The following is a 26,343-nucleotide window of genomic DNA, read 5'->3' as shown; positions in this document are numbered from 1 at the left end:
TCACATGCCCGGTCCGGGCGCGGTCCCGGATCCGGTCATCCATTGCCGGGAGACGACACAGCTTAGGCCCCGCGCCCTACACAAAGTACCCTTGAAGACTGTGAAGGTACTCGTCATTGGCCCAGGCGGCCGCGAACACGCCATTGTCCGCTCTCTGCTTGAAGATCCCAACGTTTCCGAGGTCCACGCGGCTCCGGGCAACGCGGGCATCAGCAAACTCGTTCCCACGCACGCAATTGACGGGAACAGCCCGGAAGCGGTGACCGCGCTCGCCACCAAGCTGGCCGTGGACCTGGTTGTCGTCGGCCCGGAGGCTCCCCTGGCCGCCGGTGTGTCCGACGCCGTCCGTGCCGCCGGGATTCCGGTCTTCGGACCCAGCAAGGAAGCAGCCCAGCTCGAAGCGTCCAAGGCCTTCGCCAAGCAAATCATGGCTGAAGCCGGCGTTCCCACGGCCATGGCCCGCGTTGCCACCAATGCAGAGGAAGCCGCCGATGCCCTGGCTACGTTCGGGGCTCCGCACGTTGTCAAGGATGACGGCCTCGCCGCAGGCAAGGGCGTTGTGGTCACCAACGACCGCGAGGAAGCACTCGCGCACGCGCAGGCCTGCTTCGACGCCGGTGGAACAGTTGTCATCGAAGAGTTCCTCGACGGCCCCGAAGTTTCCCTGTTCGTCCTCTGCGACGGCCGCACTACCGTTCCCCTGTCTCCGGCGCAGGACTTCAAGCGCATCTTCGATAACGACGAAGGCCCGAACACCGGCGGCATGGGTGCTTACACGCCACTCGAGTGGGCTCCCGAAGGCCTGGTCCAGGAAGTTATCGACCGCGTCGCCCAGCCCACTGTGGATGAGATGGCGCGCCGAGGCACACCCTTCATCGGTGTGCTCTACTGCGGCCTTGCACTCACTTCGCGCGGCACCCGCGTCATCGAGTTCAACGTTCGCTTCGGAGACCCCGAGACGCAGGCAGTGCTCGCCCGGCTCAAGACTCCGCTCGGTGCGCTGCTCCTGGCAGCTGCCAAGGGCGAACTGGACACCGCAGAGGAGCTGCGCTGGTCCAAGGACACAGCAGTCGCCGTCGTCGTGGCCGCCGAAAACTATCCTGATACTCCCCGCACAGGCGATCGCATCCGTGGCCTGAAGAAGGTGGATGAGCTCGAAGGCGTCCACGTTGTCCACGCCGGCACCAAGCTGGATGAGGAAGGCAAAGTGGTTTCGGCCGGCGGCCGCGTCCTCGCCGTGGTCGCGCTCGGTTCCGATCTGGTGGAGGCCCGCGAAAAAGCGTACGACGGCGTGGAGTTGGTTCAGCTTGAAGGCTCACAGTTCCGCACGGACATCGGAGGCAAAGCCGCCCGCGGCGAAATCCGGGTGCCCTACGCAGCAACCGGAACCATCCCGAAAGTACAGGCCTGAGCATGACTGATTCGCTCCCCACGGGCGGTTTCAAAACCGAAACCCTGCAGCTTCCCGGATGGACGCACGTCTATTCCGGCAAGGTTCGTGACCTCTACGTTCCCACCGATGAATCCATCACGGAAAAGGTCGGCCAGGAATGCGTACTGGTGGTTGCCAGCGATCGCATCAGTGCTTACGACCATGTCCTGAGCAGTGAAATTCCTGACAAAGGCCGCATCCTTACCCAGCTAAGCCTGTGGTGGTTCGATCAGTTGGATGTTGAGCACCACGTGCTGGCGTCAACCGTTGAGGGTGGCGTTCCCGCGGAGGTTGAGGGCCGGGCCATGATCTGCAAGAAGCTGGAGATGTTCCCGGTGGAGTGCATCGCCCGTGGCTACCTCACCGGTTCCGGGCTGGAGGAGTACAAGCACTCCCGCACGGTGTGCAACATCCCGCTTCCCGAGGGGCTTGTTGACGGTTCCCGTTTGGAGAAGGCACTGTTTACGCCATCTGCCAAGGCCGACGTCGGCGAGCACGACGTCAACATCACCTATGACGACGTCGTGGCCATAGTCGGGGACGATATCGCCGCCCGCCTCAGCGAACTCACGCTGAAGATCTACACCCGCGCCGAGGAGATCGCCCGCGAACGCGGCATCATCCTCGCCGATACCAAGGTGGAGTTCGGCCTCGACACGTACACGGGCATCATCACGCTCGGCGATGAAGTCCTCACCCCGGACTCCTCCCGCTTTTGGGACGCCTCCACTTATTCGCCGGGCAAGTCGCAGCCCTCCTATGACAAGCAGTATGTCCGTGACTGGCTGACCTCGGCCGAGTCCGGCTGGGACAAGTCCTCGGACACGCCTCCGCCGGCCTTGCCCGCTGAAGTCGTGGAGCGCACCCGTGCCCGCTACGTGGAAGCATACGAGAAACTCACCGGGCGGACGTTCGCCTAAGCTTCCCCCAACTGGGTAGCAGATAAGGCCGTTTTGAGCTCTCAAAACGGCCTTATCTGCTACTTACTTGGGTTAGCTGGCTTCGGAGTGCGCTTCCGGGTGTGATGCAGCGGCGCGGCGTTCCGCCAGACGGATCTCCAGGACAGCATCCATGGCTTGCTGGACCCGGTCCGAGGCGCCGGCTGCACTGAAGTCGTGCTGGGCCTCTTCCAGGTAGTGCAGGGCCTCCGTGGTTTCACCTGCTGCCTTCAAGGACTTTCCCAGCAACAGGGAGACCTCTCCAGCCGTGTGGCGGGCCAACACCTTGCGGTCCTTGTAGATCTCGCGAAGCTTGTCCACCGCGGCCGGAATATCGCCCGTCAGGTAGAGCCAGCGGGCACGGATGAACGCTACTTCAAGCTGGTCCGTCTTGTTTCCCCCGACGATGGACAACGCCAGCTCTGCACGTTCAATCGCGGATAGGGTTTCGGGCTCAACAATGCCGGAGGACAACCTGACGGCCGCCGATGCCTTGTTGAAACGGGCCCACAGCTCGATGTCGTTGGCCGGGGAGAGCAGCTTCGCCGCGCGTTCGTGGTGCTTGATGCCCTCCACGTAGTCGTGTCGCATGAAAGCAACGTTGCCCACTACCCACGCGACCTCGCCGGCCAGCTGGGACATGGAGTGCTCGTCCATGTGCTCGATCATGGTCAGGCAGTACTGCCATGCTTCATCCAGCTTGCCGCTCTCCGCGAGGGCGCCGATCAGCGCGCGGTGCGCGCCGATGATCAGCGTGGATCCCTTGGGCAGCTGTTCGGACAGTTGCACGGCCTTCTTTGCATGCTCGACGGCGGTGGCCAGCTGACCCTGTCCGTGACAGACTGCGGCAAGCATCTGCCATGCCCGCACGCCAAGGCCCGCAGATTCCGTGGCCATGGGATGTTCCAGCAAGTGTTCAACAATTTGTTGGCATTCCTTGAGCTGGCCTTGCTTCATCACACACTCGGCCTGCATGTAGGTCATGTTCCACCAGGCGCTGTTGTTCTTCGCCTCGAGGGCGATCTGCGCCGCAGTGGCTGCGTGGCTTGCTGCGAGTTGGTAGTCGCGCAGGTCCCACGCCTGCCGGGCATACAAGCCGGCGAGCACGTACTCTGCATCGCTCACCGAAACGGGTTGGCTCCAGGCTTCCAACGCCTTGGGCGCCAACTCAAGCCTGCGTGCCAGCTCCTCGATGACCTCGGCAGTCGGCTCGCGTCGACCTGTTTCAAGCAGCGAAATGTAGCTCGGGGAATACAGGTTTTTGCCCAGTTCTGCCTGCGTCAACCCGCGTTCGAGCCGTTCGGCACGTAGCTTCTCGCCGAATCCGTTTCCCACGGGGCCCTCCTACAGGTGTCTTTTGACCTAAACCTTGACAGTCTCTGTGGAAAACATTTTACAATGTATGTCAACAGGGACCGTGCAATTTCCGTAACGAATCCGACTCGCATTGGGGAACAATATGTTCAAGAAAATGGCTGCTTCTGTGGCCTTGGCAGGCGCTCTCGCTTTTACGGTTGCGGCTCCCGCAGTCGTCTCTGCTGCTGCAGCGGCAGATTCCGGCTCGGTAAGTGCTATTGGTAACTGGCCCGATCCTATGAGGTCCACCACCACGGTACCTACCAAGTCCGGTGACACGACGTACACGACGTCGTCCATCGGCAACTGGCCGGATCCTATGTAAATCAGTAACTACTGAGGAAAACCCCGGAGCGTGACGAGCGATGCTCCGGGGTTTTCTTTTGCCCGGGAGTGATCCGGCGACACCCACATTCGCCCGAGAGCCGGCAACGGGCAGGCGACACCCGGATTTGGGAGTCGCCGTCGGGGACGCGTGGCGCGGGTGAAGATGCGCGACGTGGTGGAAGCGCGTCGTGGGTGGCGGCTCCAGGGTTAGCAGCGGATTCGGGCAAACAAAAATGGCGCCGATTTCTCGACGCCATTTTCGTATTTGGTCGGGATGACAGGATTTGAACCTGCGACCTCTTCGTCCCGAACGAAGCGCGCTACCAAGCTGCGCTACATCCCGATCCGCTGCGAAAGCAACTGTTCAAGGATAGCTGAATCGCTGCGGGATGCGAAATCGAGAAGGCGGTGTCGCTCCTCACACGAGCGAGTCCCTCCATGCACCATGAAGCCGCGCAAACCGGCCGCCACCGGTGATCAGCTCGGCCGGTGTTCCGTCCTCGACAATCCTGCCGTCGTGGACCACCAGCACCCTGTCTGCTGTCTCCACAGTGGAGAGACGGTGGGCGATGATGATGGCAGTGCGGGCAGCATTCTGGCCGGCGACACCCTCCAGAAGATGCGCAAGCCCTGCCTGAACCATCCGCTCCGAAGGAATATCCAGCGACGACGTTGCTTCGTCCAGAATCAGGACGGCCGGCGCGGCGAGGAAGGCCCTGGCGAAGCCGATAAGTTGGCGCTGGCCCGATGAGACGCGCCCACCACGCTTATTGACATCCGTGTCATATCCCTCGGGCAAGCTCAGGATGAATTCATGGGCGCCCACTGCTTTAGCCGCAGCCTCTATTTCGGCTCGGGAAGCTTCAGGTCGTCCCAATGCGATGTTCTCCGCCACGGAGCCACTGAACAGGAAGGCTTCCTGGGTCACCATGACCACTGCCCGCCGAAGGTCGGTGGTAGCGAGGTCGCGAAGGTCAACTCCGTCCAAAGTGATGGAGCCGGACGTGACGTCGTAGAAGCGCGCAACGAGTTTGGCCAAGGTGGACTTACCGGCGCCTGTCTGCCCGACCAGGGCAACGGTTTGGCCAGCGGGAATGTGCAGGTCCAGTTTGGGCACGACCACCTTGCCATCGCTGTACCCGAACTGCACACCCTTGAAGTCGATCTCTCCGCGTGAACTGTTCAGCGGCACAGGGTTCTTCGGAGGCCGGACGGTAGGCACTTCCTCCAGGAGCCCGGATACTTTTTCCAATGCCGCCTGTGCGCTCTGGAAAGAGTTGTAGAACATGGCCATCTGGTCCACCGGCTGGAAGAAGCGCTTGGTGGACAGGATGAGGGCCAGGAGGACGCCCACGGCGAGGTCTCCGCTGAGCACCCTGAACCCGCCGAACAACAGGACTGCAGCCACACACACGTTGCCGATCAGCACCAGTCCCGGCTGGAAGATGCCGTTCAGGTTGATGGAGCGGACGGTGTTCTTGCGGTAGTCCTCAGCCAGTGCGCCATAGCGGTCAGCGTTCTCACGCTCCTTGCGGAACGCCTTCACTGCACGGATACCGGTCATGGTTTCCACGAAGTGCACGATCAACCGCGCCGAAACCACGCGGGATTCCCGGAAGGCAATCTGTGAATGCTTTTGGTACCAGCGCGCGAGGAAGAACATGGGCACACCCGCCGCAAGCATGATCAATCCACTGCGCCAGTCCAAGGCAAATACCGTGAAGGCCGTGAAGAGCATGAACAGCATGCCCGACGCGAGGGAGCTTACGCCGGAGTCCAGCAATTCCCGCAGCGCTTCGAGGTCCGAGGTTTGACGGGCGATGATGCGGCCGGACGTGTACTTCTCATGGAATTCAAGGCTCAACCGCTGGGTGTGCCTGAAGACGCGGACCCGGAGGTCCAGCAGCATGGCCTGGCTCAATTGGGCTGTGGACGTTACGTAGAGGGCCGTCATGGCAGCCGTGGCAACGGCCGCAGCCAAGTACAAAGCACCGGCGAGCACCAACGGTCCATTGTCACCGGCTTGCAATGCGGGCAAGGCGGTGTCGATCCCAAAGGCGATCAGGGCCGGCCCTGCAACGCGCGTGAGCTGCGAAACCACCACCATCACGATCGTCATCCAGAAACGCAACCGCACCGGGCGGATCAGCGAGCCCAGCAAGGCGAGTGACCGGCGTCGTACTGCTTTGCTGTCGGCTTTGCTCAGGAGCGTGTTGTCCTCGTTGGCGGTTCCAAAGGTTGTGGCGCTCACCGGCGGGCCTCCTCGGCGTCTTCGAGCTCGTCCAGTTCGCTGTCCAGGTCTCGGGGACCGGTATCCAGGCTTGCGATGACGTAGCGGTAGTGGGCGTTTTCGGCCAACAGTTCCGTGTGGGTTCCGACTGCGGTGATGGTTCCGTTCTCAAGCAATGCCACGCGGTCCGCCAATGCCACGGTCGAAGGCCGGTGTGCGACGATCAGCGTCGTTGTCTCGTGAAGTACCTCGCGCAGCCTTGCTTCCACGCGTTCCTCAGTGTTGACGTCCAAGGCCGAAAGAGGATCGTCCAGGACCAGGACTTTTGGCTTCGCAGCGATGGCCCTGGCGAGGGCAATGCGCTGCCGCTGGCCACCTGAAAGGCTCAATCCTTCCTCACCAATCAGGGTGTCGACACCGTCCGGCAAAGAGTACGCGAAGTGGGCTTGGGCGACGTCCAAAGCTTCATCAAGGGCGGCCTCGCTGGGCTCAGCGGCGCCGAGCAGGACGTTGTCCCGTACCGAGCTTGAGAACAACGTGGTGTCCTCGAAAGCCACCGCCACGATGCGTCGGAGTTCCTCGATGTCGTAGTCGCGGACGTCCACGCCGTCAATCGTCACCGAGCCTTCCGTGACGTCGTACAGGCGGGGGACCAGTTGGAGCAGGGCGCTCTTGCCACTGCCGGTGATGCCCACCAGCGCCATGGTTTCGCCCGGACGAATGTCCAGGGTGATGTCGTGCAGGAGCGTCCCGCCGTCGTCGAATCCGAAGCCCGCGTGCTCAAAGCGCAAGGCTCCCGTCACCGTTGCCGGCACCTCGGCATGATCCGGCGAAGTGATGGTGTTCTCGGTATCCATGACTTCGAAGTGGCGGTCCAGTGCAGTCTTGGCAGTCAGTGCCATGGCCAGGAGCATGCCGGAAAATTCCACGGGAGTGGCCACCACGGCGGCGGTCGCGAAGAACGCAACCAGCGAGCCGATACTCAACTGTCCGCTTGCTGCGAGCATGATGCCCACCACCAGTCCGACGCCCAGTGCCAACTCAGGCAGCAACGTGACCACCAGCGTGAAGCCGGCTTGCTGCTTCGCCTTGGCAATCTCCGTCTGCCGCAGCTCTTCTGCCTGGCCGTTGAAATTCTTCAGCGCTTCGCGGCTGCGGCCGAAAGCCTTCAGGACGCGGATGCCGTGGACGGACTCTTCCACGGTGGTAGCAAGATCGCCCGCCTGATCCTGGCTGAGCCGTGTGACCCGGCTGAAGCGACGGCGGAAGCGGAACGAATTGACCATGATCGGCACAGCCGCGCCGAGGAAGATCAACGCCAGTTGCCAACTCATGGAGAACATGACTCCGACGCCAATAATCACTGTCAAAGTGGTGACCACCAGCATGATCGCGCCGAACGCCATCCAGCGGCGCAGAAAACTCAAGTCCGTCATGGCGCGGGACAGCAACTGGCCGGAGCCCCAGCGATCATGGAAAGACACTGTGAGCTGCTGGAGGTGACCGTACAGCGATACTCGCATCCTCGTCTCAACCGTCGTGGCCGGGTTGATCACGAACTGCCTGCGCAAGGCCACCAGTCCGGCTTCGGCCGCACCAAGCGCAAGAATCACGACGGCGGCAACCCAGACAGCGCCTGGGTCACCCCCGGGTTGAAGCGACGTGTTGACCAATACACGCAGCACCTGGGGGATGGTCAGCGCGACGATGCTGGCGAGCAGTGCACAGAGGAGGCCCATAAAAAGCCGGGGGAGGATGGGCCGCACATGAGGGTACAGGCGGCCGACGGATGTGAAGAATGACGTTTGTTTGGACATGCCCGCTTCTCAACAGCTGGATCTTCAGATGGTGCGGAGGTAGTTTCCCGTAGCAACTACCCTATGCCATGCCGTGATTCGTTTCACAGGACCACACTTTGGTATGTGGAAAGTTCCCCAGTTATTGGGATTCGTAATGGTCCATGCGTTGAGATGCGCGCGGCGTTTTAGCTGCGCGCGGCGATTAGCTGCGGGCCGTGAGTGTCAGCAGGACCGCTTCCGGGCGGCACGCGATCCGGACCGGGGCGTAGCGCGAGGTGCCAATGCCGCCTGAGACGTTCACCGGCGTCGTGAACCCGTCGCTTTCCCAGTCGTGGAGGCCCTTGGCCCGCCATGTCGGCAGGTCGCAGTTGGAGACGAGAGCGCCGTAACCCGGGAGGCAGATCTGGCCACCGTGAGTATGTCCGGCGAAGATCAGGTCTGCCTCGGCTTCGGTGAAGTGGTCCAGGACGCGCTGGTACGGCGCATGGATGACGGCGACCCTCAAATGAGGGCGGGCATCCTGGTTCACGGTGCCGCGGGGCCAACCGGCATAGCGTTCGCGCTTCAAGTGGGGATCGTCTACGCCCGAGAAATCGAAACGCAGGCCGTTCAACACCACCGACTGCGCACGGTTGGTGAGGTCGATCCAGCCTCCCATGCCGAAAGCAGACCGCAATCTGGGCCAGTCGAGCTTGATGGGATCGGTCCTGAGCTTCGACGGTCCGCGGAAGTAGCCCGCAGGGTTCTTGATCCTGGGTGCGTAGTAGTCGTTGGAGCCCGGGACGAAGACGCCGGGAAATTCCATGAGAGGCCGGAGCGCGCTGATCAGTGGATCGACGGCCTGTTCGTGGCTGAGGTTGTCTCCGGTGTTGACTACAAGATCGGGCTTCAAATCCACCAAAGACTGCAGCCACTGGGTTTTCTTGTCCTGTCCGGGAACGAAATGGATATCGCTCAGGTGCAGTACGCGGAACGGTTCCGACCCTTCGGGGAGGATGGGGAGAGTCTCATGACGGACCCCGAACTGGTCCTTTTCCCACCAACCGTAGGCAGCAGCTGCCGCGCCGGCAGTGGCACCGAGGGCAGTGGTGACGGCGAAACCGCGCCCGATAGTGCGGACGCGGTTTGCCAGGGAATCAGGGAACTGCACGGTTAGTCCTTGCCAGGGCCGTTGCCGTTGCCGCCATTGCCGCTATTGCCGCCAGTGTTGGTAGGGGGTGCCGGCGGGGCGGGATTGTTTTGCGTAGGTGCCGGGGCGGTACTGCGCTGTGGAGCGGGGCCTCCGAGGAGGTTGGACGGGGGCGCCTGGAACGGGTTGGTGCCATATGCAGGGGCAACGGCCAGCATGTAGTTGGTGAACTGCGGACCAGCAATCATGTAACCGTCGATCGACTGGTAGAACTTGCCGTTGACGGTCAGGTTCCGGCCCGGTCGCTTCTGGTCACCCAAAGGGTCACCGAACCAGGAAGCCGTTGCCAACCCGGTGGTGTAGCCGACAACCCAGGTGGAACCGTTGGTGTCGTTGGTACCGGTCTTGGCGGCTACGGGGAAGTTCCTCGAGTTGAGGGCGGGCCTGATCAGGGATCCCGAGCCTTCGTCCAGAACCTTGCCCATGGCATACGCCACGCCCCGGGCAACCTCAGGTTTGACGGCATCCTTGCAGTTGGAGGATTGCGCCGGGAGATCGGCGCCGGACTGGTCCTTCACCGAAGTAATCGCGATTGGCGCACAGTACTTGCCATCGGCAGCGAACGTGGCGAACGCCGTTGCCATGGTGAGAGGTGCAGTCTGGGTGGAACCAATGAGGTTACCCAGAGTGGTCATGGGCACCTTGGGGTTGGGATCCGTGATCTTGCCGGTGTCATCCCGTGCAGGCAGGCCGCCGTGGATGCCCGTGGCATCGACAATGCCCTGGATGCCACACAGGTCCAGCTGGGAAGCCGATGCAAAGGTGGCGGTGTTAATTGAGTTCATGAGGCCATACAGGACCGTCATGTTTCTGTAGTAGCCCTCATCCGAGTTCTGCAGGTCGAAAGTGCCGTTGGTGGCGTCGTACCAGCCAACAGTGGGTGCAGGACAGGTATTCCGCCACCGGAAGTTTTGGGGGTACCTGCGAACCGAAGCATTAATCGTCGTATTCATCGACTTGCCCTCGTTCAGCCACTCAGCGAACGTAAACGGCTTCATCGTAGAACCGGGCTGGAAACCGCCGATGCCATTGAGGTCGTTGCCCTCGGCATCGAGGACGTCCACATTGAAGTTCTGGGTCTGATCGAACTTGCCCTCTTGGGGGAGCCAGACAGTGTTCTGGGCCATGCTGACGATCTGGCCGGTACCCGGTTGGACCGAGACGATCGAGGCACCCCACTTGTCCGGGTTGGCGCCGGCTGTCCCATCAACCTGCTGCTGGGCAACGGTCTGCGCAGTGGGATCAAGGGTGGTGCGGATGGTCAGCCCGCCGCGCATCACCCGCTTTTCGCGCTCGTCCGAGGTCTCGCCGTACGCCGGGTTGTTCAAAAGCAAGTGGAGCACGTAGTCGCAGAAATACGGAGCCATGGTGGCGTACGCGCAACCCTGGCGTGCGGGAGTGACCTTGGTGGTGACAGGGGTGGCTACCGCTTCGTCGTACTCAGCCTGGGAGATCTTGCCCTGGTTCACCATGGCAGCCAGCACGAGGTCGCGCCGCTTCTTGGAGTTATCCGGGTTGGTGATCGGATCGAAGGCGGACGGGCTGTTCACCAAACCAGCGAGCAAGGCTGCCTGCGGAAGTGTCAGATCCTTCGCAGTAGTGCTGAAGAAGAACTTGGAGGCAGCTTCAATGCCATACGCGTCACGGTTGAAGAAGACGATGTTGAGGTAGCCCTCAAGGATCTGCTCCTTGGAGAACTTCTTCTCCAGGGCGATGGCCAGCTTCATCTCGCGGAGCTTATCGCCGACGCCCTTGTTCAGGCCGTTCAGCTTGACGTCTTCGTCCTTGCCGGAGGCCACAAGCGACTCATTGATGACGTTGTTAACGTATTGCTGCGTAATGGTGGACGCGCCCTGCTTGTTGCCGCGGGCGGTGCTCACGATGGCTCGCATGATGCCGGTGGTATCGATGCCGCCGTGCTCATAAAAACGGCTGTCCTCGATGGCGATGACAGCGTCCTTGATGAACGGGCTCATTTGGTCCAGCGGAACCTTGGTACGGTTCTCCGCGTAGATGGAGGCGATCGGCGTACCGTCCTTCGCCAGAATCGTCGTGTTCTGGCTGGGCGGATCCACCTGCAGCTCCGCCGGCAGAGTGTCAAAGAACTGGATGGAACCACTTGCGGCACTGCCCGAAACGGCGGCTGCGGGGACCAACAGGCCCGCCACCAGGACGCCACAAATCGCGCTCACGCCAAGGAAACCTAGAATCTTTCCGAGGGTGGTGGCAGTGTCGAATATGGGGTTCTTGCGAGTCACCATGTTTTCCACTTTACCGGCAAGGGCTAGGCTTTCTGTCATGACCAAATGGGAGTACGCCACGATTCCGCTCATTATTCACGCCACGAAGCAGATTCTGGACCAATGGGGCGAGGACGGCTGGGAGCTTGTCCAGGTCGTCGGTGGACCCGATGGCAAAGGCCTTGTTGCATACCTGAAGAGGGAGAAGCAGTAATCATGACAACCCCCGCAGAAACCACGTCTGCCGCGGAATCCGGCGCTCCGACGTCGGCTGTTGAGCAGCGTCTCGCCGAGCTCGGCTTGACCCTTCCCGAGGTCGCCACGCCGGTTGCCGACTACGTGCCGGCGGTCGTCTCCGGCAACTACGTTTACACGTCCGGCCAGCTGCCCTTTATTAATGGCAAACTCGAAGCTACGGGTAAGGTCTCGCTCGGCGAGTTGGGTACCTCCGATGAACCAACCGTCGATCCTGAGGATGCCAAGCGCTACGCCGCTGTTTGTGCCATCAACGCCCTCGCTGCCGTCAAGAGCGTCATCGGCGACCTCGACCGCATCACCCGCATCGTCAAAGTAGTTGGCTTTGTTGCATCCGAACCCACGTTTACCGGCCAGCCCGGAGTCATCAATGGTGCCTCCGAACTTCTCGGCCAGGTATTGGGCGACGCCGGCAAGCACGCACGCTCCGCCGTCGGTGTTTCCGTCCTGCCGCTCGACTCTCCCGTCGAAGTCGAGCTCATCGCTGAATTCAGCTAAGGAACCGGTTCACCCAATTGCCGCAGCTTGCCCGCCGCCTGTTCGCACTCCCCCCGGCACTCGAAGGGGCGGCACGAAACTGGCTTGAGCTCGGCGAGCGGACCCCCAGGGCCGCCCGCTACGCATCATCCGTCGTCCTCTTGCGGGACTCACCCACCGGTCTGGAGACCTGGCTTGGTTACAGGCCAGGCTCCTCGCCGCTGGGTGTCGTCGCGTTCCCCGGCGGATCCCTGGACCCGTCCGACGACGACCCCATCGATTGGTTGGGTCCCTCACCGCAGTCCTGGGCTGAGCACATGGGAACGGACGACGTCGGACTCGCCCGCCGCCACGTGGTGGGCGCAATCCGCGAACTCTTCGAGGAAACCGGCGTCCTCCTTGCCGGCCCCGACGCTTCCTCCACCGTGGAGGCCAACTCCACGGTGGAATGGATGAAAGCCAGGGAAGCCGTATCCAGCCAGGAGAAGTCCTTCAGCGAAGTGCTCGCCAAGCGTGGCCTTTCACTGCGCACGGACCTGCTGAAGCCCCTGGTCAACTGGCTCAGCCCCGACTTCGCGCATACCCGTTTCAACACGCGCTATTTTGCCGCCACGGTCCCCGTGAACCAGCAGCCGAGCATCCTGGGCAGCAAGGGAGTCTGGGGCCGTTGGGTGTGCGCCGCGGAAGCCATCGCCCTCCGCGACACCACGGCCCTCGGTGACGAAATAGCCCAGGAAAACACGGTCGGACTCACCCTCGGCCAGCTCCTGGTCCCGGGGTCCGAAATCATGCTCGAAAAAATGGCCCACGCAAACGGCTGCATCGCCTACCTGAGCTACAAGCGCAAAGCCCACGTGTACCAACCCAAACTGGTGGACGAGGGCGGAATTCTCATGCTCGAGGTCGAAGCCGCCAGGACTGTAGCCGGAGAGCCGCAGCGGGAGCGCTAACGGATCCGCTCTCACATCCCGACGGGTTTTGACGGATCCGCTCTCACTTCCCGACGGGTTTTGGCGGATTCTCTCTCACATCCCGACGAAAAAAGCCGCCCCGGTTCATCACCGGAGCGGCTCTCTTGTAAGGACTAGCGCGAACGCTGGCGGAGTCGCTGCATGTCCAGAATGACGACGGCGCGCGCTTCCAGGCGCAGCCAACCGCGCTGGACGAACTCGGCCAGTGCCTTGTTGACGGTTTCGCGGGAAGCGCCCACCAGCTGGGCGAGTTCTTCCTGCGTCAGTTCGTGGGCAACCAGGACGCCGTCGGTGGCCGGACGGCCGAAGCGGTCAGCCAGATCCAGGAGCGCCTTGGCGACGCGGCCCGGGACGTCCGAGAAAACGAGGTCGGACAGGGAATCGTTGGTGCGGCGGAGCCTGCGGGCGAGGGCCTGCAACAGCTGCGCGGAAACCTCGGGACGTGTGCGGAGCAGCGCGTTGAGGCTTTCGTTCTTCAATCCTGCCAGGCGCGTTTCGGAGACGGCGGTGGCCGTGGCGGTGCGGGGGCTGGGGTCGAACAACGCCATTTCGCCGAAGAGTTCTCCCGGGCCGAGGATGGCCAACAGGGACTCGCGGCCATCGGGGGAGGTGCGGCCGAGCTTTACCTTGCCGGAAACGATGAAGTACAGCTGGTCACCCTGGTCGCCTTCGCGGAATACCGAAGCCCCGCGTGAGAGGTCCACCTCGGTGAGTTCGTCCGTCAGCAAGCGGAATGCGTCGTCGTCAAGGGTGGCGAAGAGGGGTGCGCGGCGCAATACCTCGATGTCCATGAAATCTCCTGAATATAAGTTTCGGTCGTGGCGCTCCAGCCATTGTTTCAGAATTTTTAAGCTTCTGTGACGTACTTGGCAGGCGAAACGCTGAAACGGCGCGGTTTTTGCCCCTATCGGGCCTTGTTTGCCGTGCCTTTGAACGCTCGGAGCGACCCCTTATCGTGATGGGACTAACGGTTCCCTGTCAGGGTGCCCATCTACAATTGGCGCTACCCGGTTACGAGGAGCATTGGTGTTTGGCTTGACGATTTTGGATTTGGCATTGATCTTGATGCTGCTGTCCTACCTGATCTATGGCCTGCGAAATGGCTTCCTGGTGACACTGGGTGGAATTGCCGGTTTTGTGGTCGGCGCGATTGCTGCATTCATGGCTGTTCCACTGGTGAGCGGCTGGGTGAGCGACAGCGGTTGGAGGCTGACCGCAACGGTGGGTGCCGCCGTCGTGCTCATTGCTTTGGGCCATGGGCTGGGGACCATGATCGGGCGAAAAGTCCGCCATGCTGTGCGGATCAAGCCGTTGCACGCCGCTGACCGGTTGATTGGCGGCCTTGTCAGCGTGGTGGTTGCCGCTCTGGTGATGTCCATGCTGGCGTTCAGCATCAGTTCGCTTGGTGTGCCGTTTGTCTCACAGCAGTTGGCCCAGTCGCGCGTCATCCGATACATCGATTCGTTGACGCCGACGCCGGTGAAAACCACGATGGCACAACTGCGATCAACGGTGATCGGCGACGGTATTCCCAAGCTGATTGAGGGCTTCGGCCCAGCGACGCCGGTTCCGGTTCCCAACGAGTCCACTGACACTCCAGCCCTGAACCAGGCCGCCGAGTCCGTCCTGAAGATCGCGGGCACGGCCTTTGAATGCGGCCAGAACCAGACTGGATCCGGATTTGTGGTGGCGCCCGGGCGCGTCGTGACCAATGCGCACGTTGTGGCGGGCGTGTCGCAGCCGGTGGTCGAGATTCCCGACGGCGGCGCGTTGCCGGGTCGGGTGGTCTACTTCGACTCCCAGCGGGATATCGCGGTTTTGGCCGTGGACGGACTTTCATCGGACCCGCTTCAGCTGAGTCCAGACCTGGCCGCCGGCAGCCCTGCAGCTTTTGCCGGCTACCCGCATGGAGGTCCGTTCCAGTCCAAACCGGCAACCGTCCAAGGAATTTCGACCATTCTTGTTCCTGATATTTATGGCAGCAATCCCTCTCCGGAGTTGGTCTACAAGCTTGCGGGCGACGTTCAACCCGGTAACTCGGGAGGGCCGCTGCTCACCATGCAGGGGCAGGTAGCCGGATTGATCTTTGCCAAGACCACTACTGATGCTGCGGTTGGCTTCGCACTCACCATGGAGGACATCCAGCCGGTGGCTGCCCAAGCTCCAGGTCTTAGTGCGCCGGTTTCGCCCGGGCAGTGCACACGCAAGTAACTTTGAGGGCAATTCCCGGACATTCTCCCGTCGCCTAATAGATTGGGAGTCATGACTGAAGCCACTCCCGCCACCGAAGCTGGTCGCGGCACCATTCTTGTGATCAACGGACCGAACCTTAACCTTTTGGGCACCAGGGAGCCCGAGAAGTACGGCACTTCCACGCTCGCCGACGTCGAGCAGCTGGCAATGTCAGCGGCGGCTGCGCATGGCTTCACGGTGGACTGCGTTCAGTCCAACCACGAAGGGGACCTCCTCGACGCCATCCATGCAGCACGCGGAACGGCGTCGGGAATCGTCATCAACGCCGGTGCCTTCACCCACACGTCGGTGGCACTTCGTGACGCGCTGGCCGCAGTTCAGCTGCCCGCCGTTGAAGTACACATCACCAACGTTCATCAGCGCGAAGAGTTCCGGCACCACTCCTACTTGTCCGGCGTGTGCAACGCGATCATCGTGGGCGCGGGCGTGCTCGGGTACAAGCTGGCCATTGATTACCTGGCTGAAACGGTATAGCCGGGCGGATGTGACGAGGGTTCCCGGGGAGCCGTCAGGACGTGAGAGAGGGCTACAGGGCAGTGAACCGCAGCAAAAGCGCGTGCTCCGGGTTCAAGACGGGCATCGGAAGGCCCACCTCGCCCAGGAAGCGTCCCGAAGCTTCAGCCCCGGACGCCACCCACGGCGCTGGCTTTGCCTCAGTGAACGTGTGCCCGTAGTCGGCATCCCCGGGTGCTGGGAAGATCGCTTCTACCCGGTATGAGCGGGCAGGATCCAACCCCGGAATGGTCACCCGTCCGGGCAGTTCGCTAAAGCCTGTCCGGGTCTTCACCACGGCGAACAGAGCAGCCGTGGCACCGGACGTTGGAGCATCAGCCACCACGCCGTGCAGCATCATGGACTCGTCCGGCACATCGGCCCGCACCATCCGTCCACTGTGGATCAACCCCCGGTGCTCCTTGTACAGGGTGATGAACCGCTTGAGTTCCTCACGCTCAGCCCCCTGGACTTCCCGGATGTCCCATTCCATGCCGAAATGGCCAAAAAGCGCCGTGATGGCCCGGAACGACAAATCATGCGTCCGGGCCGTGGTGTGCGAGGTGGTGGGTCCGATGTGTCCGCCTACCAGCTCCGGGGGAATCACCATTCCGGTCCAGCGCTGGATGGTTTGCCGCTCCAACGCGTCATTGCAGTCCGAGGCCCAGATCCGGTCGGTGCGTTCCAGGATCCCAAGGTCCATGCGGGCGCCACCGGAGGAGCAACTTTCGATCTCGACGCCCGGGTGCGCTGCACGGAGGGCATCGAAGAGCCGGTAAGCGGCAAGGGTCTGTTCATGCACGGACGATCGGCCGGCATGGCCGTGCTCCACGAGGTCCCGGTTTTGGTCCCACTTGAGGTAACTGATGTTGTTTTCACGCAGCAGGCTGTCAATCCGATCAAAAACGTACTGCCATGCTTCGGGGTTCACGAGGTCAATGATGTGCTGGTGTCGCCATTCGAGAGGCAGCCGGCCACCGTCCTTGAAGGACAGGGCAGAAGGTCCAACGATCCACTCGGGGTGGGCGCGGGCGACGTCGGAGTCAAGGTTCACCATCTCCGGTTCAACCCATAGGCCAAACTCCATCCCGCGCGAAGTCACTGCATCAATTAATGGCGTCAGGCCGCTTGGCCAAAGGGTTTCATCGACGTACCAGTCACCCAGCCCGGCGTGGTCGTCCCGGCGTCCGCGGAACCACCCGTCGTCGAGCACGAAACGCTCAACGCCAAGGTCTGCAGCCGATTCCGCCAGCTCGATCAGGGTGTCCAGTTTGTGGTCGAAGTACACCGCTTCCCAGGTGTTGAGGACCACTGGCCTTGGTTTTGCAGCGACGTCCACGTGGTGCGGGCGCGACCGGAACCAGCTGTAAAACGCTTCACTGATGCCGTCCAAACCGTGGTCGGAGTAGGCGGCAAACAACGCCGGCGTCGTGTAGCTTTCGCCGGGTTGCAGCACTACTTCTGCGGGACCAAGGAGTTCGGAACCGCCGATCATGGTGCGGCCATCGGCCACGCTGTCAGCAAATTGCTCGTGGTTTCCGCTCCACGCCAAATGCGTGGCCCAGACTTTGCCGTGCCGGTTGCCGAAGCCTGCGGTTCCTGCCGCGAGCAGCAGCGAGGAATCGTGCCCAGTGCGGCCGTGACGGCCAGTGCGGACCCAGGTTCCTTGCTGGATGGCCCTGCGCTGTGGGTGCCGTTCGCGGCACCAACGGCCGGTAAGGTCCAAAAGCTCGACGGCGTCCGGTGCCACCGGGAGCATCGTTGCCAATTCGTCCACCTGGAAAGGCGACGTGCCATCGTTGGTGACGGTGTGCCGCAGTTCCAAAAGCCCACCCGGGTGCAAGTTGAGGTTGCTCGTGACGGTGATGCCGGCGTCGGGATCTGATTGAACGATCACCGCCGACCCCCCGTCCCCGGTGGCGCTCACCGCCCGCAGACGTACGGAGAAGTCATGCCCGGGAACTCCATCCGTGAACCGGTGTCCGCGCAACCCCGTCCTGCCCTGCCACGAGGAGGAGGCCTGCGGGAGGAGCCCCGCCGGTACGTTGGCATCGATCGAGGAAGGAGGGATGGGCTCATTGAGGATGGAAAGATCCGGAAGGGCATCGCCCAGGTCTGCTCCCCAGTGGGATATTTCGGCCTCTCCTCGATGAGTGCTGATCACCAGGCTGGTACCTGCGGAACGGAGATGGAGCGGGTGCATGGGTATGAGTCGCTTTCAAAAGATGGTGATGGACTTGTGAGGCCTGCTCTGCGTCCCAACGGGGCGTCAAAGAGCGCAGAGCAGGCCTCACAACGGGAGGTTTTACTTGAAGAGGGCGTTGACCTGTTCGTTGGCGGCCGTAAGGGAACTGGCCGGGGACTTGCCGGCGATCACCGCGTCCATGGCCGGCTTCATGATTCCCGCAACCTTGGCGGCGTTGTCCGTGATGGGGAGCATGAAGGTGGTCTTGTCCTTCACATGCTGGGTGAAGGCGCTGACGTCCACGTTCTTGGCCTTGAAGGCGTCAGCGGCCTTCTCGGAAGAGGTGGTGATGGCCGGGAACACGACGGCCTTGGAAGCGACGACGTCCTGGCACGCGGCAGAGCCGAGGTACTCGACCCACTTGATGGAAGCATCCTTTTTCTTCGTGCCGGCCCAGATGGAATCGGCCAGGCCGTTGAACATGGAGGCGCGCTTGCCGTCGGGGCCCTGAGGGGTGGGGGCGATGCCGACGTCGATGCCCTTGTAGCCGGTGTATTGGCCGATCATCCAGGAACCATTGCTGTTGATGGCAGCCTTCCCCGCGCCGAAGCTATCGGCAGCGTTGGCGCCCACGGTGGTTTCAAGCTTGGGCATGTAGCCCTTCGCAGCGAGTGAGGCCCACCAGTCAATGGTGTCCTGGAGTTTCTCGTCGTCGTAGTTGAAGTGGGTGCCCCAGGGGTTCTTGTCCGTGGTGGTCCAGCCCGTGGTGGCGGACAGGTAGCTCCACTGCGTCTGGCCGGCGTTCTCGGCGTCGGAGCCTGGCAGCCCCAATCCGTAGACGGCAACGTTGTTCTTGTCGAAGCCTGCTTCGTCGCCGCGCTTGCCGTTCTTGTCCACGGTGAGGCGGGCGATCGCCTTCTCGTACGTTCCGCCGTCCTGCGGGTTCCAGTTCAGGGAGCCCATCTGTTCCGGGGTGATGCCGGCGTCCGTGGCCATCTTCTGGTTGTAGAACAGTGCGATGGTGTCCCAGTCCTTGGGCAGGCCGTAGCGCTTGCCGTCCTGGCCCACCCAGAGGTCGGCGAGGCCCTCGTTGTACTGCGAAAGCTCTACCTTGTCTTTGGTGACGGCGTCGTCAAGTGCCACGAGCTGCTTGGTCTTGAGGAAGTCCGGGTACTTGGACAGGTGGTCGGTAAAGACGTCCGGCGCGGTGCCGGAGGCCATGCCGTTGGTGATCTTGGACCAGTAGTCATCCCAGCCGGTCTGGGTGATCTTGACGGTGATGTCTGGGTTGGCTTTGGTGAAGTCCGCGGCGCACTGTTGGTAGGCGGGGAGCTGGTTGGCGTCCCAGAGCCAGTAGCTGATTTCGCCCTTGGCAGCATCTCCTCCGGCGCTTCCGCCCGAACAGGCGGACAGGGCGAGAGCGGCGGCTGCTGCTACGGCGACAGCGCCGAATGCCTTCTTGTTCATCATGGTGTGTCCTTTCAGGACGGGATGGGGTGCGGTCCGGCACATGCCGGTGCCGCGGGAGTGCGGTGGAGAAAGCTATTTGGTGCCGTTGAAGCCGATGGAGTTGACGATCCGTTTGCCGAAGATGGCGAAGAGGATCAGCACGGGCGTGGCGGACACGAGCGTTGCGGCCATGAGCCCGGACCAGTCCGGTGCGCCTTGCGGGGACTGGGATTTGAAGACTCCCAGACCCACGGTGAGCACCCGGGATTCTTCGGAGGTGCCCACGAGCAGGGGCCAGAAGTATTCGTTCCACTGGCCCATGAAGGTCAGCAGTGCCAGGGTCGCGATCGGTGCGGCCGCGTTGGGCATGATGATCTGGAAGAAGATCCGCCAGTGCTTGGCGCCGTCGAGCATGGCCGCCTCTTCGACTTCCCGGGACATGTTCAGGAAGAACTGGCGCATGAAGAAGATCGCGAACGGGGTCATGAACAGGTAAGGCAGCACGAGCCCGAGCATGGAATTCAACAGGCCCAGGTTCTTGATGAGCAGGAAGTTGGGCAGGGCGGTGAAGATCGGCGGGACGAGCATGGTGGCAAGGAACAGGGAGAAGACGGCGTCGCGGCCCTTCCATCGCAGCCGGGAGAAGGCATAGGCGGCCATCGAGCTGAAGAACACGGCGCAGGCTGTGGTGATGCCGGAGAAGAGCAACGAATTCCACAGGTACTGCCAGAAGTTGATCGAGGCACCGGAGCCGCCTTCTGCGATGGCTTCGGAGGCACTTTGGAGGCCGAAGACCCGCTTGAAGGCGCCTAGGTTGAAGTCGGCCGGCAACAAGTTGCCGGAGTTCGCTGCGAGGGATCCATTGGAGGACAGGGCCGTGCGAAGCACCCAGTAGAAGGGCAGGATGCTCACGGCGATGGCAACGGCGAGAAGGGTCAAGGCGATGGCGCGGCGCCAGTTGAAGGGGCGGCTGGAAGGACGACGGCGGGCGCCGTTCTTGTGGGAGGCAAGAGTGGTCATGGCGTGTCCTTAATCCAGGTCAGACTGGTTGCCGCGGAGGAACTTCATTTGGATGAAGGCAACGATGGCGAGGATGAGGAAGAGGATGACGGCCAGGGCGGATCCGTAGCCGAAGTCCTGTTCGTTGAACGCGCGTTGGTAGATGTAGAACTGCAGCACGCGGGTCGCGTTGACAGGTCCGCCAGCGGTGGTGACGGCAACGGTGTCGAAGACCTGGAAGGAACCGATCACGGTCACAACGAGGACAAGCACCAGGACCGGGCGCAGCAGCGGCAGAGTGATCCGCCAGAAAGTGCTCACGGCCTTGGAACCGTCGATGCTTGCAGCCTCGTAGACGCTGTTGGGGATGGCCTGCAGGCCGGCGAAGATCAGTAGTGCTGTGTAGCCCATGTGCCGCCAGGTATTGATGAGCGCCTGGGTGGGGATGGCCCATTGCTCGCTGCCGAAGAAGGCCACCCGAGGCAGCCCGGTCCATTCGATGACCTGATTGATGATTCCGATCTGGTAGTCAAGCATCCAGAACCACAGCAGGGCCGCGATGACGTTGGCCATCAGATAGGGCATCAGGAGTGCACCGCGGATAAGGGTGGACTTTGCCACCCGGTGCATCAGGATTGCCAGGCCCAGGGCCAACGCCGTCTGAAGGACAATGTTGATCACGACGTATTCAGAGGTGACGCCCAGGGCGTTCCAGAACAGCGGATCCTTGGCTATGCGTTCGTAGTTCCTGGCACCAATCCATTCCGGGTCACCCAGGATGCTGTACTCGGTGAAGCTCAGGTAGATGCCCCGGATGGTCGGCACGAGGTAGAAGAGGATCAATCCGACCATCGCGGGAGCGATGAAGAAGAGAGCGACCTTCAGGTCCCCGATGCCGCGGAAGCCGTCGGACGGTTTTCCCCGTTTCCGTGACTTTCGGGGCCCCCCGGGGACGGAGAGCCCCGGATCGGGTTGCTTGGTTAGCGTGGTCATCGTCGACCCTTTCCTAGCTGTGATGTGAATAACAACTAGGATAGAATCTACACGAGTAGATTTAGTTTGTGCAACCTTTTTGGGATTTTTTGTTCGTTTATGTCCAATCTGTTGACTCGAGTAGATCGCAATGGAAGACTCAAGCGAACCCACTAAAGGTCACAACAAACTGCTGCCGAGTCAGCTTCAGGGAAGGCAAACGATGACGTTTTCGATCGGTGTTCTAGGTGTCGGGCAATTCGGCAGCCAGTTCGCGCACCTCTTCAAGCTCCACCCCGGCGTCAGTGCCGTCTACGTGGTGGATGAACTACCGGAGCGAGCCACGGCGGCTCAGGAACGCTGGGGCCTTGATGGCGTGTTGGGAAGTTTTGAAGAACTCCTGGAGTCCGACGTCGATGCTGTCGCCATCTTCACGCAACGGTGGACTCACGGACCCCTCGTCGAGCGGGCGCTGCGCGCCGGCAAGCACGTGTACTCCGCCGTGCCGATGGCGATCTCCGAAGCCGAAATCGAACGGATCATCCAAGCCGTGCGCGACACCAAGCTTGTTTACGCCATGGGGGAGACCAGCTACTACAACCCTGCAACAGTCTTCGCCCGCCAACAGCATGCGGCCGGGAAGTTTGGCCGGATCTTCTACACCGAAGGCGACTACGTCCACGACATGGACCTGGGTTTCTACGAGGCCTACCAGTACAGCGGTGGCGAACGGTGGAAGGAAACGGCGAGCTACCCGCCCATGCTGTACCCGACCCACGCCATCGGCGGCGTCCTCGGCGCAGTGCCAGCCCACGCCGTCAGCGTCAGTTGCATTGGGGTCAAGGACGATCGCGGCGATGGCGTCTTCGACAAGGACATCAGCATGTTCGCCAACGACTTCTCGAATGCTACGGCCTTGTTCGAAATGAACGACGGCGGTGCGATGCGCACCAACGAGATGCGAAGGGTCGGCTATCCCTCGCATCTACGCGAATCCCGTTTCCGCTTTTTTGGCACGGAAGCCAGTTTCGAGCAGCTCGCAACCACTACGGTGTGGCAGGACAAATCTTCTGTGCAAGACGTGTCTGAGCAGGTGGAAACCAAACCGACCATGTCAGCGGACGACCCGTCCCTCGCAGACGTCGCACCCGAACTGCGGGACGCCTTCATCTCAGGCCTGGCACCCGTGCACGACCAATCACGGCTTCCGGAAGAATTCCTCGGGGCGCCCAACGGACACGAAGGCAGCCACCAATTCCTGGTGGACGATTTTGTCACTGCGGTCAACAACAGGACCTTGCCGCCCGTGAACGCCTGGGTTGCCGCCCGGTTCACCTTGCCCGGCATCGTCGCCCACGAATCCGCCCTCCGCGGTGGCGAACGCCTTCCTATCCGCGACTTCGGCGACGCTCCCTCCTTGTAGCTAGCATTTACCTCATGACAACTTCGGCAGTACAAACCCCGCGCGGACCGGTTACACGCAAGGACGTGGCCCGGTACGCCGGGGTGAGTACCGCCGTCGTGAGCTATGTTGTAAACGGCGGGCCCAAGAACGTGGCCCCGGCGACGGAAGCCAAAGTGCGTGACGCCATCCGTATCCTCGGCTACCGTCCCAACGCTGCAGCGCGGGCTCTGAAGCTGGGCTCAAGCGAAACCGTGGGCGTGATTGTTCCCGACAACACCAACCCCTTTTTCTCGCAGCTCGCCCACGCTGTTGAAGATGCTGCGGCAGAACTTGGCTACGGCATGGTCCTCACCAACTCCGGCGGCAGCCTGGCCAAAGAGCGCCAAAACATCCGCAACCTTGCCGCACGGCAAGTGGACGGAGTGTTCCTGGCCAGCTGTGTGTTCGACCCCGACCTGACCGACCTTGAAGCCTCGGAAATCCCGTCGGTGTTGCTGAACAATGCCGGTTCGCCCCCAGGGTTTACCAGCGTAGGTGTGGACCTCGAAGCAGGCGCCCGGGCCGCCGTCGAGCACCTCATAGGCCACGGCCACACAAACATTGGCCTGGCCATAGGAACCAACACAGGTAACCAGCTCGACGGGCGTGAAGTGGGCTGGCTTCGAACTTTGCGTGACGCTGGACTGCCGGATGGCCCCATGCTTCATGGCGAGTTCAGCAGGCCGGGAGGCTACGAGGTAGGCAAGCGTTTCCTCGCCATGGCCAACCGACCCACGGCAATTTTCGCCAGCAACGACATGCAAGCCATCGGAATCCTCCGCGCCCTCCACGAGGCGGGCGTTCGGGTGCCTGATGACATTGCCTTGGTGTCCTTCGACGGTTCCCTTGATTCCGAATACAGTTGGCCGGCGTTGACCACTGTGGCCCAGCCCGTTGAGGCCATGGCTGAAGCCGCTGTTCGGGCGCTCGTGGGGGAGGGCCGGGGAGAGGCACTGCAGCACAGCATCCTGCCCACCGAGTTGATCGTGCGCCAGTCCTGCGGCTGCAAGTAAGCATCCAACGTTCTCTCACATCCTGCCGTGTTGGTGCGGATGTTCTCTCACTTCCTGCCGTCTGGAGGGCCGATGTTCTCTCACATCCTGCCGGTCGATGTGAGAGAACATCGGTCAAAATAGGCTCCGATGTGAGAGAGCGTCCGTCAAAAAGGGCCCCGATGTGAGAGAGCATCGGGGGTTACGAGTCCATGTTGGCGTAGCGTTCGGGCCGGGCGAGTACTTGGCTGATCTGCGCCGTGCCCGCGGCCAGGGCAAGCCGGACCAACAGGAAACCGGCCGCAAAAACTGCACCGACGGTCAGGAACACCACGGGCCGGGTCAACAAGGCAGGACCCGCCAGTGGGAGAACCAACGCTGCTGCTGCGGCCGCAGAGATGCCCGCCACAAGGAGCAACGGCGACATCACTGCCCTGACGCGTGCAGCCACCATTAGTTTCTGCGGCATCCCTACCCGGTCCAGGGCGACGAGGGTGGAGGCGCGGTCGAGCACGGCGGCGGCTTGGTTCACGCCCGAGGAACAGGCCACCATCAGGAATGAGCCCAGCAGGGTGATCATCACGCCGGTGTTCATATCACGCACCAGCAGCGTGGTTTCATCCGACGTGCTGCCGCCCATCGTGTCCGCGACCGCCATGCCGACGCCCACGAACACTCCCACAAAACTGGTCATCGCGACGCCCCCAACTTGTCGCCACGATTCCTTTGGACTTTCCAGGACTGTCCGGGCAGCGAGCAGTTGTTCGGGACGCCTTGCCCTCTTGAGTTGCGATGACGCCTGCAGCCGCAGGACCCATGGCCCCATCAGATTCAGTGCAAGCAGCGCAAGTCCGAAGCAGCTGCCCATGACGGCGATAATCACCAGAAACGCGCCCAAGCTGCTGAGCATGCCCATGGCCACAACTCCGAACACCACCACCACAGCCGCGATGACACCGCGGACCCAGTGGGCGCCGTCGGCCGTTTGCCTGGTCCGCACGCCCAGCGGCGTGAGTACCACCTTCCGCAGGCCAAGCGCAGCGCTCGCTGCGGCAAGCAGGCAAACCGCCAGGATACAGGCCAGGATGGACGGCACGGACAACCAGGCATGGCTGCCGATCGCCTGTCCACGGAACTGGATCAGCCCGAGGAACGGCGCCGCGCAGGCGTACAGTCCCGCGCCCGCCACGGCCCCGATTGCCGCCAGGACTGTTGACTCCATGATCGTCATCCACATGACCGTGGCACTGCTGGCGCCCAAGAGGCGAAGGGTGGCCAAGCGGTCATCACGACGACGGGCGGCGAGTCGCGCTGCAGAGGCACCGAGCGTCAGCAGCGGTATAACGAGCAAAACCATGGCGACGACGGCCAGCGCCTGGTAGGTGCCCGCGATGTCATCAGACCAGGACCAAAAGACTTGGGAACCGCCGGCCACCGTTAAGAGGAGTGCCGTGACGGTGCCGAACGCGAGAACAGGCAACCCGGCGTCGCGCAGTTTGGTTTGGTGCAGCCCGGTTTGACGAAGGCTGCTGCCCCGGGAAAGGTACGGGCTGAGGCGAAGGGCAAGGGCAAGGCTAGACATTGAACGCACCCTTGAAGTCCGTGACTGCGGGAGCCGGCTGGCTGGGAGCGGGAACAGCACAGCCAGTGTCCGCTACGATTCGGCCGTCACGCAGCTCAACGACGCGCTGGCAGCGTGCTGCCACGTTGGGATCGTGTGTGACCACCAGCAGTGTCCGACCATTGGCTGCGACGGATTGAAGCAACACGTCCAGAACTTCACTTGAGGTAGCGGAGTCCAGGGCACCTGTGGGTTCGTCGGCGAAGACGATCCGTGCCCCTGTGACCTGGGCCCGGGCGATGGCCACCCGCTGGACCTGCCCGCCGGACAATTCACCGAGCCTGCGCTGTTCCATGCCGGCCAGGCCAAGGGCCGCCAGCCACTCCGCCGCACGGGCCTCGGAGGTAGTCCGATCGGTGCCGTTCAGCATCAGCGCCAAAGCCACGTTCTCAAGGGCGGTCAGTTCCTGGAGCAGCATGCCCTGCTGGAAGACGAAACCGAATTCCTCCCGGCGGAGACGCGAAAGCGCCCCATCTCCGAGGGAATTCAACCGGATCGGTCCGGCCGCCGAGCTCAAGGTGACCGTACCGGCGTCGGGCTTCAAAATCCCGGCCAGGCAGTGCAGAAGGGTGGTCTTACCGGAACCCGACGGCCCAATGATTGCAATGGATTCACCCGCGATTGCGGCGAAGTCCACGTGGTCGAGCGCGATATTGCCGGGGTAGTGCTTGGTGAGTTGCTGGGCGTGGAGGATGGCGTTCATGAATCCAGCATCCCCAAAG

Annotated in this window: 22 protein-coding genes and 1 tRNA gene; 10 read left to right on the top strand and 13 right to left on the bottom strand. The window is 62.2% G+C overall.

Annotated elements, in window-relative coordinates:
* Positions 1–100: 100 nt before the first annotated feature.
* Positions 101–1,411, top strand: coding sequence for a phosphoribosylamine--glycine ligase (gene purD / locus AC6I99_RS18055; RefSeq protein ID WP_224167573.1), 1,311 nt, complete (start codon positions 101–103; stop codon positions 1,409–1,411).
* A gap of 2 nt (positions 1,412–1,413) precedes the next feature.
* Positions 1,414–2,352 (top strand): phosphoribosylaminoimidazolesuccinocarboxamide synthase, encoded by a 939-nt coding sequence (locus tag AC6I99_RS18050; protein ID WP_224165322.1) that lies wholly within the window; start codon positions 1,414–1,416, stop codon positions 2,350–2,352.
* Between the two features lie 72 nt (positions 2,353–2,424).
* Here the strand turns inward: AC6I99_RS18050 and AC6I99_RS18045 are convergent, their stop codons facing one another.
* A complete protein-coding gene (locus AC6I99_RS18045; protein WP_224165321.1) occupies positions 2,425–3,705 on the bottom strand; it encodes a helix-turn-helix domain-containing protein in 1,281 nt (426 codons plus the stop codon).
* Between the two features lie 124 nt (positions 3,706–3,829).
* Between AC6I99_RS18045 and AC6I99_RS18040 the strand changes: the two genes are divergently transcribed.
* A complete protein-coding gene (locus tag AC6I99_RS18040; RefSeq protein WP_224165320.1) occupies positions 3,830–4,051 on the top strand; it encodes a hypothetical protein in 222 nt (73 codons plus the stop codon).
* Between the two features lie 268 nt (positions 4,052–4,319).
* On the opposite strand, the gene AC6I99_RS18035 is transcribed toward AC6I99_RS18040, so the two are convergent.
* From AC6I99_RS18035 to AC6I99_RS18015, 5 genes are all read right to left on the bottom strand, one after another.
* Positions 4,320–4,396: transfer RNA gene (locus AC6I99_RS18035), tRNA-Pro, on the bottom strand.
* 75 nt (positions 4,397–4,471) lie between these two features.
* Positions 4,472–6,304 carry an ABC transporter ATP-binding protein gene (locus AC6I99_RS18030; RefSeq protein WP_497944439.1) on the bottom strand — a complete coding sequence of 611 codons (1,833 nt, stop codon included), beginning with the start codon at positions 6,302–6,304 and terminating at the stop codon, positions 4,472–4,474.
* Complete coding sequence (locus AC6I99_RS18025) at positions 6,301–8,100, bottom strand: ABC transporter ATP-binding protein (RefSeq protein WP_497944440.1); 1,800 nt, start codon at positions 8,098–8,100, stop codon at positions 6,301–6,303. Before AC6I99_RS18025 ends, AC6I99_RS18030 begins: the two co-directional genes overlap by 4 nt.
* A 184-nt stretch (positions 8,101–8,284) precedes the next feature.
* Complete coding sequence (locus AC6I99_RS18020) at positions 8,285–9,232, bottom strand: metallophosphoesterase (RefSeq protein WP_497961424.1); 948 nt, start codon at positions 9,230–9,232, stop codon at positions 8,285–8,287.
* A 2-nt stretch (positions 9,233–9,234) separates the two neighbouring features.
* Entirely contained in the window at positions 9,235–11,532 is a 2,298-nt protein-coding gene (locus tag AC6I99_RS18015; RefSeq protein ID WP_309925049.1) for a transglycosylase domain-containing protein, read from the bottom strand.
* Between the two features lie 37 nt (positions 11,533–11,569).
* Here AC6I99_RS18015 and sp36 point away from each other — a divergent pair, with 37 nt between their 5' ends.
* The 3 genes from sp36 to AC6I99_RS18000 are packed head-to-tail and all read left to right on the top strand — an operon-like array spanning position 11,570 to position 13,193.
* On the top strand, positions 11,570–11,725 hold the full coding sequence (gene sp36 / locus AC6I99_RS18010) for a Sp36 family protein (RefSeq protein ID WP_011775990.1): 156 nt from the start codon (positions 11,570–11,572) through the stop codon (positions 11,723–11,725).
* 2 nt (positions 11,726–11,727) lie between these two features.
* Positions 11,728–12,264, top strand: a complete 537-nt coding sequence (locus AC6I99_RS18005; RefSeq protein WP_224088861.1) for a RidA family protein — start codon at positions 11,728–11,730, stop codon at positions 12,262–12,264.
* Positions 12,265–12,281: 17 nt separating this feature from the next.
* Entirely contained in the window at positions 12,282–13,193 is a 912-nt protein-coding gene (locus AC6I99_RS18000) for an NUDIX hydrolase (RefSeq protein WP_224165315.1), read from the top strand.
* A gap of 134 nt (positions 13,194–13,327) precedes the next feature.
* Here AC6I99_RS18000 and AC6I99_RS17995 read toward each other — a convergent pair whose 3' ends face one another.
* Positions 13,328–14,005, bottom strand: coding sequence for a Crp/Fnr family transcriptional regulator (locus AC6I99_RS17995; RefSeq protein ID WP_011775987.1), 678 nt, complete (start codon positions 14,003–14,005; stop codon positions 13,328–13,330).
* A 235-nt stretch (positions 14,006–14,240) separates the two neighbouring features.
* Here AC6I99_RS17995 and AC6I99_RS17990 point away from each other — a divergent pair, with 235 nt between their 5' ends.
* On the top strand, positions 14,241–15,425 hold the full coding sequence (locus AC6I99_RS17990; protein WP_497961423.1) for a MarP family serine protease: 1,185 nt from the start codon (positions 14,241–14,243) through the stop codon (positions 15,423–15,425).
* Between the two features lie 51 nt (positions 15,426–15,476).
* Positions 15,477–15,941, top strand: coding sequence for a type II 3-dehydroquinate dehydratase (gene aroQ, locus AC6I99_RS17985; protein WP_497961422.1), 465 nt, complete (start codon positions 15,477–15,479; stop codon positions 15,939–15,941).
* 52 nt (positions 15,942–15,993) lie between these two features.
* On the opposite strand, the gene AC6I99_RS17980 is transcribed toward aroQ, so the two are convergent.
* The 4 genes from AC6I99_RS17980 to AC6I99_RS17965 form a co-directional block, all read right to left on the bottom strand.
* On the bottom strand, positions 15,994–18,162 hold the full coding sequence (locus tag AC6I99_RS17980; protein ID WP_497961421.1) for an alpha-galactosidase: 2,169 nt from the start codon (positions 18,160–18,162) through the stop codon (positions 15,994–15,996).
* 102 nt (positions 18,163–18,264) lie between these two features.
* Positions 18,265–19,614 carry an ABC transporter substrate-binding protein gene (locus tag AC6I99_RS17975; RefSeq protein WP_224088857.1) on the bottom strand — a complete coding sequence of 450 codons (1,350 nt, stop codon included), beginning with the start codon at positions 19,612–19,614 and terminating at the stop codon, positions 18,265–18,267.
* Positions 19,615–19,686: 72 nt separating this feature from the next.
* Positions 19,687–20,613 (bottom strand): carbohydrate ABC transporter permease, encoded by a 927-nt coding sequence (locus AC6I99_RS17970; protein ID WP_224088856.1) that lies wholly within the window; start codon positions 20,611–20,613, stop codon positions 19,687–19,689.
* Positions 20,614–20,622: 9 nt separating this feature from the next.
* Positions 20,623–21,585 (bottom strand): carbohydrate ABC transporter permease, encoded by a 963-nt coding sequence (locus AC6I99_RS17965; RefSeq protein WP_309925061.1) that lies wholly within the window; start codon positions 21,583–21,585, stop codon positions 20,623–20,625.
* 202 nt (positions 21,586–21,787) lie between these two features.
* On the opposite strand from AC6I99_RS17965, the gene AC6I99_RS17960 reads away from it, so the two are divergent.
* Both AC6I99_RS17960 and AC6I99_RS17955 read left to right on the top strand, forming a co-directional pair.
* The gene (locus AC6I99_RS17960; protein WP_224088854.1) at positions 21,788–22,987 is read left to right on the top strand and encodes a Gfo/Idh/MocA family protein; all 1,200 of its coding nucleotides are present in this window, start codon (positions 21,788–21,790) and stop codon (positions 22,985–22,987) included.
* Between the two features lie 14 nt (positions 22,988–23,001).
* Entirely contained in the window at positions 23,002–24,021 is a 1,020-nt protein-coding gene (locus tag AC6I99_RS17955) for a LacI family DNA-binding transcriptional regulator (RefSeq protein WP_309925065.1), read from the top strand.
* Between the two features lie 181 nt (positions 24,022–24,202).
* Here AC6I99_RS17955 and AC6I99_RS17950 read toward each other — a convergent pair whose 3' ends face one another.
* Both AC6I99_RS17950 and AC6I99_RS17945 read right to left on the bottom strand, forming a co-directional pair.
* Positions 24,203–25,582 (bottom strand): FtsX-like permease family protein, encoded by a 1,380-nt coding sequence (locus AC6I99_RS17950; RefSeq protein WP_497961419.1) that lies wholly within the window; start codon positions 25,580–25,582, stop codon positions 24,203–24,205.
* The gene (locus AC6I99_RS17945; RefSeq protein WP_497961417.1) at positions 25,575–26,324 is read right to left on the bottom strand and encodes an ABC transporter ATP-binding protein; all 750 of its coding nucleotides are present in this window, start codon (positions 26,322–26,324) and stop codon (positions 25,575–25,577) included. Before AC6I99_RS17945 ends, AC6I99_RS17950 begins: the two co-directional genes overlap by 8 nt.
* Positions 26,325–26,343: the final 19 nt, after the last annotated feature.

This window comes from Arthrobacter sp. TmtSoilC77 (assembly GCF_059739415.1).
Note: the sequence above shows the minus strand (reverse complement) of the source record. Positions and strands in the feature narration are given on the sequence as shown.

Coding starts and splice junctions, on each gene's coding strand:
- AC6I99_RS17995 (WP_011775987.1), bottom strand. CDS start 14,005: ATGGACATCGAGGTATTGCGCCGCGCACCCCTCTTCGCCACCCTTGAC.
- AC6I99_RS17965 (WP_309925061.1), bottom strand. CDS start 21,585: ATGACCACGCTAACCAAGCAACCCGATCCGGGGCTCTCCGTCCCCGGG.
- AC6I99_RS17950 (WP_497961419.1), bottom strand. CDS start 25,582: ATGTCTAGCCTTGCCCTTGCCCTTCGCCTCAGCCCGTACCTTTCCCGG.
- AC6I99_RS17980 (WP_497961421.1), bottom strand. CDS start 18,162: ATGCACCCGCTCCATCTCCGTTCCGCAGGTACCAGCCTGGTGATCAGC.
- AC6I99_RS17955 (WP_309925065.1), top strand. CDS start 23,002: ATGACAACTTCGGCAGTACAAACCCCGCGCGGACCGGTTACACGCAAG.
- AC6I99_RS18005 (WP_224088861.1), top strand. CDS start 11,728: ATGACAACCCCCGCAGAAACCACGTCTGCCGCGGAATCCGGCGCTCCG.
- sp36 (WP_011775990.1), top strand. CDS start 11,570: ATGACCAAATGGGAGTACGCCACGATTCCGCTCATTATTCACGCCACG.
- AC6I99_RS17970 (WP_224088856.1), bottom strand. CDS start 20,613: ATGACCACTCTTGCCTCCCACAAGAACGGCGCCCGCCGTCGTCCTTCC.
- aroQ (WP_497961422.1), top strand. CDS start 15,477: ATGACTGAAGCCACTCCCGCCACCGAAGCTGGTCGCGGCACCATTCTT.
- AC6I99_RS17945 (WP_497961417.1), bottom strand. CDS start 26,324: ATGAACGCCATCCTCCACGCCCAGCAACTCACCAAGCACTACCCCGGC.
- AC6I99_RS18050 (WP_224165322.1), top strand. CDS start 1,414: ATGACTGATTCGCTCCCCACGGGCGGTTTCAAAACCGAAACCCTGCAG.
- AC6I99_RS18015 (WP_309925049.1), bottom strand. CDS start 11,532: ATGGTGACTCGCAAGAACCCCATATTCGACACTGCCACCACCCTCGGA.
- AC6I99_RS17975 (WP_224088857.1), bottom strand. CDS start 19,614: ATGATGAACAAGAAGGCATTCGGCGCTGTCGCCGTAGCAGCAGCCGCC.
- AC6I99_RS18040 (WP_224165320.1), top strand. CDS start 3,830: ATGTTCAAGAAAATGGCTGCTTCTGTGGCCTTGGCAGGCGCTCTCGCT.
- AC6I99_RS18025 (WP_497944440.1), bottom strand. CDS start 8,100: ATGTCCAAACAAACGTCATTCTTCACATCCGTCGGCCGCCTGTACCCT.
- AC6I99_RS17960 (WP_224088854.1), top strand. CDS start 21,788: ATGACGTTTTCGATCGGTGTTCTAGGTGTCGGGCAATTCGGCAGCCAG.